This window comes from Vibrio mytili (assembly GCF_049563345.1).
Taxonomy (GTDB): Bacteria; Pseudomonadota; Gammaproteobacteria; order Enterobacterales; family Vibrionaceae; genus Vibrio; species Vibrio mytili.
Window position 1 is genome coordinate 1,524,237 of the sequence record NZ_CP110481.1, and the last position, 12,196, is coordinate 1,536,432.

The 12,196-nt window shown below is 43.1% G+C and carries 9 protein-coding genes; 3 read left to right on the plus strand and 6 right to left on the minus strand.

The genetic code is table 11. The annotated features are described in order from the left end of the window. Positions 1 to 129: 129 nt before the first annotated feature. Both ONE56_RS07055 and ONE56_RS07060 read left to right on the plus strand, forming a co-directional pair. Complete coding sequence (locus tag ONE56_RS07055) at positions 130 to 1,500, plus strand: MATE family efflux transporter (protein ID WP_423839557.1); 1,371 nt, start codon at positions 130 to 132, stop codon at positions 1,498 to 1,500. Positions 1,501 to 1,664: 164 nt separating this feature from the next. Continuing rightward, entirely contained in the window at positions 1,665 to 2,678 is a 1,014-nt protein-coding gene (locus ONE56_RS07060) for a DUF3080 domain-containing protein (RefSeq protein WP_423839558.1), read from the plus strand. On the opposite strand, the gene ONE56_RS07065 is transcribed toward ONE56_RS07060, so the two are convergent. From ONE56_RS07065 to hrpA, 5 genes are all read right to left on the minus strand, one after another. Continuing rightward, positions 2,668 to 3,516: a DNA ligase gene (locus tag ONE56_RS07065; protein ID WP_331437458.1), complete on the minus strand. Its 849-nt coding sequence runs from the start codon at positions 3,514 to 3,516 to the stop codon at positions 2,668 to 2,670. The two genes, ONE56_RS07060 and ONE56_RS07065, sit on opposite strands and share 11 nt — an antisense overlap. 167 nt (positions 3,517 to 3,683) lie before the next feature. Further along, on the minus strand, positions 3,684 to 4,085 hold the full coding sequence (locus tag ONE56_RS07070; RefSeq protein WP_041154369.1) for an ATP-binding protein: 402 nt from the start codon (positions 4,083 to 4,085) through the stop codon (positions 3,684 to 3,686). A gap of 160 nt (positions 4,086 to 4,245) precedes the next feature. Continuing rightward, complete coding sequence (locus tag ONE56_RS07075) at positions 4,246 to 5,829, minus strand: BCCT family transporter (RefSeq protein WP_331437460.1); 1,584 nt, start codon at positions 5,827 to 5,829, stop codon at positions 4,246 to 4,248. 370 nt (positions 5,830 to 6,199) lie between these two features. Continuing rightward, positions 6,200 to 6,679, minus strand: coding sequence for an outer membrane beta-barrel protein (locus tag ONE56_RS07080; protein ID WP_041154440.1), 480 nt, complete (start codon positions 6,677 to 6,679; stop codon positions 6,200 to 6,202). Positions 6,680 to 6,957: 278 nt separating this feature from the next. Beyond that, entirely contained in the window at positions 6,958 to 10,959 is a 4,002-nt protein-coding gene (hrpA, locus tag ONE56_RS07085; protein ID WP_423839559.1) for an ATP-dependent RNA helicase HrpA, read from the minus strand. Positions 10,960 to 11,143: 184 nt separating this feature from the next. Between hrpA and ONE56_RS07090 the strand changes: the two genes are divergently transcribed. After that, positions 11,144 to 11,728 (plus strand): FMN-dependent NADH-azoreductase, encoded by a 585-nt coding sequence (locus ONE56_RS07090; protein ID WP_423839560.1) that lies wholly within the window; start codon positions 11,144 to 11,146, stop codon positions 11,726 to 11,728. Between the two features lie 21 nt (positions 11,729 to 11,749). On the opposite strand, the gene ONE56_RS07095 is transcribed toward ONE56_RS07090, so the two are convergent. Further along, entirely contained in the window at positions 11,750 to 12,100 is a 351-nt protein-coding gene (locus ONE56_RS07095; protein WP_423839561.1) for a hypothetical protein, read from the minus strand. Between the last annotated feature and the right edge of the window lie 96 nt (positions 12,101 to 12,196).

Sequence of the window (12,196 nt, forward strand, 5' to 3'; positions counted from 1 at the left end):
TTGCACGGAGCATATTTGAGGCATATTTCACCTTACCGTGGCTAAGCAAACTATCCGCTGGTCCACCTTACCTTTTTTGTCCTCTCGCTCTTCAATTATTCAACTTATTGTTCCGTTCTGGAGTATTGTGTGCATCACTATAAAGAAGAAGCATCAAGTCTTATCAAACTCTCGACCCCTGTATTGATTGCTTCTGTGGCTCAAACGGGTATGAGTTTCGTTGATACTGTTATGGCAGGAGGCGTCAGCGCGACAGACATGGCTGCTGTATCCGTCGCTTCAAGTATCTGGATGCCAACGATTTTGTTTGGTATTGGCTTACTAATGGCATTGGTTCCGGTTGTCGCTCAACTTAATGGTGCGGGTCGCCGTGTAAAAATACCTTTCGAGATACAACAAGGGATAGCTCTGGCCCTCCTTTTAAGCATTCCAACGATTGCCGTATTGTTTCAAACCCAGTTTATTTTGGAGTTGATGGACATTGAAGCACTACTCGCAGAAAAAACCGTTGGCTATATTCATGCGGTTACTTTGGCAGTTCCAGCTTTCTTATTGTTCCAGACCTTGAGAAGTTTTACTGACGGCATGTCACTCACCAAACCCGCTATGGTGATCGGATTTATCGGATTGTTGCTAAACATTCCTCTCAACTGGATATTTGTCTACGGAAAATTTGGTGCACCAGCCCTCGGTGGTGTCGGGTGTGGCGTGGCAACAACCATTGTTTATTGGATTATGTTTGCTCTGTTGCTGTTTTATGTCATGACTTCGCAGCGATTAAAAAGCATTGATGTATTTGGCGAGTTTCACCGTCCTCAATGGAAGGCTCAGCTACGATTGTTTAAATTGGGTTTCCCGGTTGCAGCGGCACTGTTTTTCGAAGTAACCTTATTTGCTGTCGTCGCTCTTTTGGTCGCTCCATTAGGGCCGATCATTGTTGCTGCGCATCAAGTTGCGATTAACTTTTCTACGTTAGTATTCATGTTACCGATGAGCGTCGGCGCAGCGGTGAGTATTCGAGTCGGACATAAACTGGGCGAAGAAAATGTAGAAGGCGCTAGGATTGCTTCACGTGTTGGTATCATTGTTGGTCTCCTATTGGCTATTGTCACTGCTATATTGACCATCTTATTCCGCGAATCTATCGCTCTTTTATATACCAATAATTCCGAAGTTATTGCGCTCGCGATGCAACTATTATTACTCGCTGCGATTTATCAATGTACAGATGCGGTCCAAGTTATTGCCGCAGGTGCGTTGCGCGGGTACAAAGACATGCGCTCTATATTCAACCGCACCTTTATCGCCTATTGGCTACTTGGACTGCCTATTGGTTATGTGCTTGGTCGTACTGATTGGATTGTCGAACCGATGGGCGCGCAAGGCTTTTGGATCGGGTTTATCATCGGCCTGTCCTCTGCCGCGTTATTGCTAGGCGTGAGACTCCGTTGGATGCACAAACAGAAACCCGAAGTACAGTTGAACTTTTCGATTCAATAACAAAGATATCAAAGCCAGCAATCGCTGGCTTTTTCATAACAAACCGTATATCTCGCTTAATTGATCCTGTGCTTTTTATTAACTTTGTAGATATGACAAAGATTTGAGTGCACGTATCCATACAAACTAGAATATTCAATAGTTGATGATGATCGGGATAGCTTGTGAGACTACTACTCTTTTTACCTATAGCTTCTATCGCATTGCTGGTAGGCTGCATCGATTTATTTTCCTCAGAGCAGGCCACGCTAGAAAAGTATCAGCAGCGGTTGGCAAATGTATTGGATGTAAAGGCGATTGAAATCACGCCAAAAGCGGCGATAACAATCCCTCCTCGCAGAGAATTGTTTCAACCTTTACCCCGGCTTTCGTTAGGCCTTCTCGAAAGTTTTCAGCTAAGACAGTGTGGGTTGTTTAGCCTGCTGGCAAACAAAAACTCCCAACTTGGAAAAGTTCAGGATGCGTTTCACGACCTTGAGTACCAAACCAAGTTACTTAAAACATTAAATCATTGTCTTACAAACTTTGACCTAAGTCGTGATGAACGAACAAAACTAGAACAGTTATACGCTCAAAAGTGGAAACATTTTCACACACACCTCGATAACTTATTGCTCACAAGCCATGCGATGCAAAAACAACTCACTGCTTCAGATTGGCTTTCTGTAGATTCGAAAAACCAAGTGGCGCAGGTGGTAGAGGCTTTAAGTTTGCTTATCGATATGTATGCAGTACCGAATAAAGCCACGTCACGCTTACCTAATGTATCAGTAGTTCAATACCAAGAGGTGATAGAAAAGTCTCGAGCCATTGGGCGGCTTTACTACTCTCTCAAGAATACATCACTCTGGTTAACACAGATCACTGAGCTGTTAGAGTCAAACCAAAACAAGGTTATTTGCGGGAAGAATCGCGACACGACACGGTTTCGCTATTTAAATAATGTTTTTCAGACCATTTACGTAGATGAGGTTCAGCCATATTTGGCCTATTTAGACAGCACATATCAAGACTTGAGTAAAGCGACTCAATTAGTGGAAGAGAGAATGTCTGCTCAAGATCAACATTATGGACTGACTGAAGTCCACTCAACATTTAGGCAAGCAACACTGGAACATGTCAGATTCTGGCAAGGTTTATTTAAGCGCTGTGGCGTCAGTATCACGCCTACTCTTTGAGTCGCTCACGTAAAAAACGCGCAAATTTGGGTTTTCCGTTTTGAGTAAAGCCGTTATAGCGGAACGTCACGGTTGACCCAACTTTTGGCGGAGTGCGGCGTACTTCATCCGTAAAACCACTGCCGATGTAAAACTCTACCCCATTCGGCATTCTAACGTGTATCGCTCCCATCATCCCCAACAAGCGTCCCGTACCGGGTTTATACCCAATCACCATCGCTTCTGTGTCTTGATAATGTTTTAATTTGAGCAAATCACTACCACGACCAGCTTGATAACGACTGGAAACTTTACGCAACATCACCCCTTCACCATCAGCAGTTGAGATCTTATCCAGTTGACGAAATAAATGCGCTTCGTCCTGGATCACCCGATGCTCGACAAATTTAATATGCGATTCATCAAGCTCGAACACTAATTCTTTGATGTTGTAATAACGTTTACGATAATCCCCTGCGGAATATGGCATATCGAAAATCATAAAGTCGATGTCACGCCAAGCACGCTCTACTGGTGTTTTATCTAACACGGTTTGTTGAACAATGTGAAAATTACCTCTTCCAGCCCAAAGCTCACCATCTAAAGGATAATTTGGTAAAGACTCCGTAAACCATGCTGGCGCATATATTCGGTTTCCATTTCGCGTCACCAAATGCTGCCCAGTCCAGTAAGCACGAATACCATCGAGTTTTTCACTGTACCAGTATTCCGATACATCGATGCCTTCCTGATAAGTTTCTGCAAGTGATACGTCTGGGTTAATATCCGTAATGGCAAACGTATCAGTGGAGGCGCCTGTGATTACGGCAAGTGCGATCAACGACATTTTTAATGGCATAAGGTCATCCTGTTCATTCAACGCGATCATTGAACCCTAACTGACACCATTAACCTATTTGTCATTATTTTTTATTCGAGCTAAACCTATCGCAGCGAGTAATGCAATGTAAGTTATTGGTTAAACTTTGGAGCAAGACTGCATAGTTAACAGGTTTCATAGCTCAACTACTTATGAGAATACTCTTCCCAATTTTTACGCATTTTTTCAATGGTTTCTTCAGGAACTTGGTGAATGCTCTGATACCCTCCCCGACAAATTCGCACTTCGACTTCAATACGTTTCTTTTTACAGTAGTCTAAATAGCACTTCATTTCCCACACACGTACAAATGTATTACTCACAATAACGTTAACGCCCCTACTTAACCATTTTCGTGTCTGGTTAAAGCACCAATCATGCGCTTGCGGCAGTAACATCGGCTCAAAATAATATTCGCCCGCTTGATTTTCAAAATACATATCAGCCTCGAAGTGCTTAGCCGGGAAATCGTTAAGCAACTGCTTGGCAAGTGTGGTTTTACCCGAGCCAGGAAGGCCTCGGATCAAGATCAACTTAGGGGTAGACATTTTTACGAAAACCGTGTGGCAAGGAAGAAACGTTAGACTGTAAAGACTTAAATGAAAAATGGAAGCCCAAAGTTGTTTTAGTACCATCCCCAAAAGAAAAATGCCGAGAGCAATGAGCTCTCGGCACAGACATAATAAGATTAAGTATCGAACATATCAATTATTGATAAGCAACAAGCTCCGTTCTAAGCCCTTTAACCAAGCTGACACACATAACTAGTAAAACAACAGTAAACGGCAGTCCTGTCGCAACAACACCTGATTGCAACGCTTGTAGAGCCTCTTTACCCCCGACCCAAAGCATGACAGCAGCAATGGCGCCTTCGATACACGCCCAAAAGATGCGCTGTGGAACCGGAGCGTCAATTTTACCACCAGCGGTAATGCTATCGATAACCAAAGACCCTGAGTCTGATGAAGTTATGAAAAAAACTAAGATCAGCATGATAGACAAGATCGAAATAGCTGAGCTATAGGGTAAATGATCATAGACATGGAATAAGGTTAAAGAGATATCCGTTAATCCATTAGTCCCAAGCTCGCCGATTTTGTTTACGACTTGATCAAGCGCGATACCACCAAAAATGGCCATCCAAACAATAGTAACGACGGTTGGAACGACAATAACTGCAAGAATGAATTCTCTAACTGTGCGACCTTTCGATACACGAGCGATAAACATGCCGACGAATGGCGACCAAGACACCCACCAAGCCCAGTAGAAAACAGTCCAACCTTGCATCCAGGTTTCATCTTCTCGACCATGAGGGTTACTGAGTGGAATGATGTATTCAATATACGCCTTAGTTGTATCAACGATTGAATCAATAGCGGTATCAAAAGTAATGAAGGTAATAAAGATAAGAAGTGCAAAAGCAACCACCATATTTATATTACTTAATAACTTCACACCGCCATCGATACCACGAATTACGGACAATACTGCAATAAAGGTAACAAACATGATGACTATCATTTGAGTACCAATACCACCATCAAGGCCAAACACATGGTTTATGCCACTCGTTGCCTGTTGAGCCCCTAAACCAAGTGATGTCGCCAAGCCGAACAATGTTGATAAAACAGCAAGGATGTCGATAACATGCCCTAACCACCCCCAAGCACGATCACCAAAGATAGGGTAAAAGGCAGAACGAAGCGAAAGCGGCAACCCCTTATTGAACGTAAAAAAGGCAAGAGCAAGCGCTACAAGGGCATATATTCCCCAACCATGGATACCCCAATGGAAGATGGTTGCGCCCATCGCTAATGATTTTGCTTCTTCTGAATATGGTACCGCGTTGAGAGGCATTCCCCACCAATCCGTAAAATATGCGGTTGGTTCGGCAACACTCCAAAACAAAAGGCCAATCCCCATACCAGCTGCAAATAGCATCGACAGCCATGACATTCGGGAATGATCAGGTGTCGCCTCTTTACCACCTAGTCGTATCTTTCCAAGAGGTGAAAGAAGAAGCACTAGCGCAAACAATACAAAAAAGTTCGCTGACCACATAAAAAATGCATCAAACTGCTCGATGATGCCGTTTTTCACGCCGTTTAAAGCGGTACGAGCGGTAACTGGGTCTACTAAAAGAAGTGAAACTAAACAAAGAACGATGAGACCTGCACTGATACCGAATACTGGGTTATGTATATCGAAACCCCATTTTTGAACGTTGTCCTGTCCAACTTGATAATCTGTGGTTTCGATACTGTATTTCTTAAATGCGTTATTATCCATATATACAAATTTAACGTTAATTTGAAACACTCCTCACATGAGAAGGATTTCAATACCGCCTCCATTAATTTGAGCTCTAATGACTTTAATTTGGCGAAGGAGTCTAACACTAATCACACATTTATGCAAAGTACGCAAATTTATTACATTTTTACGGCAAGTCGATACAAATGTAATCAACATCCGTCAAATTAATACTATGATGTCTAATTGTTTTTGAGGCGGGAGGGAGAATGAACAGTTATTTACTACGACTGGTATTATTAAAGCTTGCTATCAAAAAACGCATTGAGTCTGACTTCGGCTTAAATACAAAAACACCGGCCTTAACGTAAGCCGGTGTTTTCTTATAAGGTTTCTCGACTTGTACTTACAGGAAGTGTAGAGAAGCGTTTAATGAGAACGTATCAACATTATCTTTGTCGATAGTGTAGTTCATGTAACTTGCGCCAACAGATAGAGGACCAAAAATGAAGTACTCTGCACCAACGCCGTACATTAGATCGTAGTCGTCATCATCCTTGCCGCCTTTTACTTCTTTATCCCATTGGTGGATACCACCTTTCGCGTAAACATGCAGAGGACCAAAATCGATGCTTGGCTTAAGTGCCGCGTAGTAAGATGTCAGCTTAGTGTCTTGACCATCAACGTCGAATTTACCGTGTTGTGTCACACCCGCTTCAATACCGATGATAGGGAGGATACCAGTACCAACGTGAACAGAATAAGACGTATCCGTTTCACCTTTAAAGTCAGCTTGGCCAACCGATGCACCACCGTAAATCCAAGAATCTGCCATCGCTACAGAAGATGCGCTTAGAAGCGCCACTGCTAATAGAGTTTTTTTCATCATCTACCTTGTTCTCTTTTATAAATCCATACACTCACAAAATTGTAAGCGTCGGTACTGTAAACATAAGAGTGGCGAATAATTGCCACTCTAGTCCTTAAAATAGGTTTTCGCTACGTATCAGCAAGTCAAAGCAAGTATCACGCCAACCTACCACCGCATTACCCAAACTATAGCCACGATATTGCAGCCTTATTAAGTCTAGTAATTGTCAAGCGATGGTTAGTAATCATAACCCATTATCAAAATTGAAAAACCTGCTTCATTTTACTGGCCTATCAGCAAGCATCAATCGCATTTTTCACTCGTTTATCAGACACAGGATAAGGCGTGCCTAACTGTTGAGCAAAATAGCTTACCCTCAACTCTTCCAACATCCAGCGAATTTCTTTGACGTTCTCAGGAATCGCCACACCTTTCGGGATTTTGTTCAATAGTTCTTTGTAGTCATTGGTGACAGACTCGATTTTTAGCATGTGTAACCGATCTTTGTTTGGATCGATCGGTAATTTTTCCATTCGTCTTTCTATCGCCCGCAAATAACGCAGAATATCAGGAAGCCGCTTCCAACCGCATTCAGTTGCAAAGCCTTTGAAAATCAAACCTTCAATTTGCGCTTTAATATCTGAAAGTGCAAATGCCATCGTGAAATCAATTTTACCTTTTAGCTTTTTATTAATGTTGAATGCTGTCGTCAAAATGGTTTCTACTTGCTTTGCAATTTCGACCACTGTATCGCCCAGTTCTGCGCGAACGTACTCTTTCAACGCTTCGAACTTTTCTGGTTCCCAAACTAATCCGCCCTGCTCTTCAATCAGCTTATCAACTCCACAAGCGATGCAGTCATCAATCAGGTCAAGAACCTTGCCATAAGGGTTAAAATATAAGCCCAATTTTGACTTGTTAGGCAAGTTCGCATGCAGATATTTGATTGGCGAAGGTACGTTGAGCAGAATTAAGCGACGTTGGCCAGCGCGCATTGCTGTGACCTGCTCGTATTCCGTTTCATAAAGTTTTATTTCAACACTGTCTTTGGTATCCACCAATGCAGGGTAAGCTTTTACATCATAGCCCCCACGCTTTTGCTGGTAGACCTTTGGTAACTCACCGAAACTCCAAGTGTGTAGTCCTTGTTGCTCGATGTCATCATCCGCAACTTTGGACAACGTTTCCTGAACTTTGTCTTTTAGGCTTTCTTTTAACTCATGAAGGTCACGATTTTCTTTCAGTTTTCTATTACGATGATCCACTGCTCGGAATGTCACTTTTAAGTGATCTGGCACTTGATCCATATTCCAATCTTCGCGCAATACTTCCACACCCGTCATACGGCGTAGCTCTTTTTCCAATGAATCTAATAAAGGCGCCTCCATTGGTGTCACTCGCGCCAAAAATGCATCGGCATAGTTAGGAGCAGGTACAAAGTTTTTACGGATGGTTTTAGGTAACGATTTAATCAAGCTAACAACCAGTTCGTGACGCAGACCTGGGATTTGCCAATCAAAACCAGCGGGATCTACTTGGTTTAAAATTGGCAGTGGCAAGTGCACCGTGACACCGTCACTATCTTCACCTGGTTCAAATTGATAACTAAGCTTGAGTTTTAAACCATTTTGATGCCAAAAGTTAGGGTAGTCCAAATCGGTAACATGACTAGCATCTCCCTTGAACAACATCTCTTTTTCGAAATTAAGTAGTTCAGGAGTTACCTTCGATGTTTTTTTCCACCATGAATCAAAATGTTTACCAGATACCACTTCAGTACCGACACGTTGATCGTAGAAATCAAACAACTCATCATCGTCAACCAAAATATCTCGGCGACGTGATTTATGCTCTAGCTCTTCGACTTCTTGCAAAAGCTTACGGTTTTGCTTGAAGAAGGCGTGTTTGGTTTCCCACTCACCTTCAACTAAAGCACTACGAATGAATATTTCACGGCTAACCGCAGGGTCGATACTACCGTAGTTAACCAAACGTTTCGGAACGATTGGCACGCCATAAAGCATGACTTTCTCGTGTGCCATCACCGCGGCACGCTTCTTCGACCAGTGCGGTTCACTATAACTACGTTTGATAAGGTGTTTTGCTAGCGGCTCAATCCATTCAGGCTGGATTTTGGCAATAATACGTCCCCAGAGTTTTGAGGTTTCCACCAACTCCGCAGACATGATCCACTTGGGTTGTTTCTTAAATAAACCCGATGCAGGGAAAATATGAAAACGTGCGTTTCGAGCGCCTTGATATTCACTTTTCTCTTGGTCCTTCATACCAATATGCGACAATAAACCAACCAAGATTGCACTATGGACACCATGATAGGATGCGGGCTCATCATTGAGCTTAAAGTCCATTTCATGCATAGATTGATGAATTTGAAAATACACATCTTGCCATTCGCGTACCCGCAAAAAGTTAAGGTAGTCTTGCTTGCACTGTTTACGGAATTGATTACCTGTGAGCGCTTTTTGTTGCTTTTGAATATAGTCCCAGAGGTTAACAAACGTGAGAAAATCCGACTCTTCGTGGAAGAAACGTCGGTGCTTATCATCTGAAGATTGCTGTTTGTCGGATGGGCGCTCGCGCGGGTCTTGAATTGACAGCGCCGCCGCAATAATCATCACTTCTTTAAGTGCACCGTATTTAGGTGCTTCCAAGACCATACGCGCTAAACGCGGATCAATCGGTAAGCGAGCCAGTTGTCGTCCTGTTGTTGTCAGACGTTTTTTGGCCTCCTTCACATCTGGATTGATCGCGCCAAGTTCTTCTAAAAGGCGTACACCATCTTGAATGTTGCGCTTATCTGGCGCTTCAACAAATGGGAACGCTTGTATGTCACCGAGCCCGAGTGAAGTCATTTGTAAAATAACAGACGCTAAGTTGGTACGAAGAATCTCTGGATCGGTAAATTCTGGTCTTGACTCAAAATCTTCTTCTGAATAGAGACGAATACAGATCCCCTCTTCGACACGCCCACAACGACCTTTACGTTGGTTTGCACTCGCTTGAGATATAGGTTCAATAGGAAGACGCTGAACCTTTGTACGATAGCTATAGCGACTGATTCGTGCCGTACCTGGGTCAATGACATATTTAATGCCTGGGACCGTAAGCGATGTTTCAGCCACGTTGGTTGCAAGAACAATTCGACGACCTGCATGTGGCTGGAAAATCTTGTTCTGCTCTCCCGCAGACAAGCGCGCATATAGCGGCACTATCTCAGTGCTTTTCAAATTACGCTTAGACAATGCATCCGCAGTGTCACGAATCTCGCGTTCACCATTCATGAAAATCAGGATATCGCCCAGCCCTTCATCACACAGTTCATCAACCGCTTCAAAGATACCCTCTAGTTGATCGCGATCGGTGTCGTCATCGCCGCTTAACGGGCGGTAACGGGTTTCTACTGGGTAAGTACGACCTGATACTTCGATGATTGGCGCGTTGTCAAAGTGTTTCGAAAACCTTTCTGGATCAATCGTCGCAGACGTAATAATGACTTTTAAATCCGGGCGACGTGGTAACAGTTCTTTTAAATAACCCAAGATAAAATCGATATTCAAGCTGCGCTCGTGCGCTTCGTCGATAATGATGGTGTCGTATTGATTTAAGAAACGATCATGTTGAATTTCAGCCAACAGAATACCGTCGGTCATCAATTTTATTTGCGTGTTCTCAGAAATTTGGTCATTGAATCGGACTTTATAACCAACAAACTCACCAAGCTTGGTTTCCATCTCTTCAGCGATTCGGTTTGCTACTGAGCGAGCCGCAAGGCGACGAGGCTGAGTGTGACCAATCAAGCCGAACTTACCACGGCCCAATTCTGCACAAATTTTGGGTAGCTGGGTGGTTTTACCCGAACCGGTTTCACCGGCAACAATAACCACTTGGTTTTCTTCAATCGCCTTCGCGATGTCTTGCCGTTTTTGACTAACGGGAAGAATTTCTGGGTATTCAATTTTGGGGTGAGAATTGATGCGCTGCTCTGCAACCATCATTGACTTGGCGATGTCTAACGCAATTTCATCAAACACGGCATGGCGTGATGCCTCTTTTTTAATCTTGCTCGCACCAGAAATACGTTTGCTTAAGCGAAAACGGTCCCGCATCATGCACTGATTGAGTGCTTTGCGTAAGGATACGGCGTTATTCTGTTGCGACTGAGGCGGCTGAGTATTCACCTCGCGCTCAGCTGATTTTTTGGCGTTTTTATCACCTTTTTCAGCAACAGTTTGCTCTTTCTCAGGTGTTCTCTTTGTAGGCTGTGACGAAGTCAAAGCGTTTCCTATTCTTTTCATTACATAAAACTGCGCGAATTGTATCACACAAGCCTTGAAACTGGACAACCCAAAGGTTATTCAATTTTTTCGAACAACTTAAGCAAATGCATCAGGTTTTGAGTCAAGTTCCATGACTTATAATCCAGTGATTAGCCGAAAGCACTTAATTAAGGAACATCATATGTCTCGTGTATTAGCTCTTAAATCAAGCATTCTTGGTGATTACTCTCAATCAAACAAACTGGTTGAAGATTTCACAAAAAACGTAGCAGAAGACAAATTAATTGTTCGCGATCTCGCTGCAAATCCACTTCCAGTTCTGGACTTCTCCGTTGCGACTGCATTACGTGCGACAGAAGATCTTTCTCAAGAGCAGCAAGACGTCGTGAATTTATCTAATACATTGATTGAAGAGATTAAAGCTTCAGACACACTCGTGATTGCTGCACCAATGTACAACTTTACAATCCCTACTCAGCTTAAAAACTGGATCGATTTAATCGCCCGTGCTGGCGTGACATTCCAATATACAGAGAATGGTGTACAAGGTCTTATCGAAGGGAAAAAGGCCATTGTGGTAACAACACGTGGTGGTATTCATAAAGATTCAAACACAGATATCGTCACGCCATACCTGCGTACTGTTTTAGGGTTTGTCGGTATCACTGATGTTGAGTTCGTGTATGCAGAAGCGCTAAATATGGGTGAAGACGCTGCTGCTCAAGGTATGACATCGGCTCAAAGCCAATTAGCCGCATTGGCATAAGTAATCTGCATTTGCGCTAACTCATGATTCGAAGGGATTGGAGATACTGATCCCTTTCTCTTGTTTCTCATTGTTACTTTTTATTTGCTTCTTTTCTATGTCGGCCAACGCTTTTCGGTAAATCCGTTCTAACGACATTTCAGCTTCATTGACCATTTTTTCTATCATCGCATCAAAAGCAACGTCGCTTGGAATCGCGATTTCATCCCCTACACTGACTTCCAGTGAATTGTCGTAAATCACCAACCAATCATCGCCCTCTAAGTGCCCTTCTCCGTGGACCACAAAGAATCGTTTGGCGAATTCATCATTCGTACAGTTTATACCTTCAATTTGGATATTGAACGAGGAGTCGATACTCATCGTGCTCATTCCCTGCTCACTTTCCAATGCATTGCACACGTGCTTAACACTTGCGCGATAAGTGAATTTGAGTTGAGATAATGACTTTGTTGTCTTCATGCAGTC

Excerpts from the sequence above, each read along its gene's own strand:
- ONE56_RS07095 (WP_423839561.1), bottom strand. The coding sequence starts at position 12,100 with ATGAGCACGATGAGTATCGACTCCTCGTTCAATATCCAAATTGAAGGT.
- ONE56_RS07070 (WP_041154369.1), bottom strand. The coding sequence starts at position 4,085 with ATGTCTACCCCTAAGTTGATCTTGATCCGAGGCCTTCCTGGCTCGGGT.
- ONE56_RS07075 (WP_331437460.1), bottom strand. The coding sequence starts at position 5,829 with ATGGATAATAACGCATTTAAGAAATACAGTATCGAAACCACAGATTAT.
- ONE56_RS07065 (WP_331437458.1), bottom strand. The coding sequence starts at position 3,516 with ATGCCATTAAAAATGTCGTTGATCGCACTTGCCGTAATCACAGGCGCC.
- ONE56_RS07090 (WP_423839560.1), top strand. The coding sequence starts at position 11,144 with ATGTCTCGTGTATTAGCTCTTAAATCAAGCATTCTTGGTGATTACTCT.
- ONE56_RS07080 (WP_041154440.1), bottom strand. The coding sequence starts at position 6,679 with ATGAAAAAAACTCTATTAGCAGTGGCGCTTCTAAGCGCATCTTCTGTA.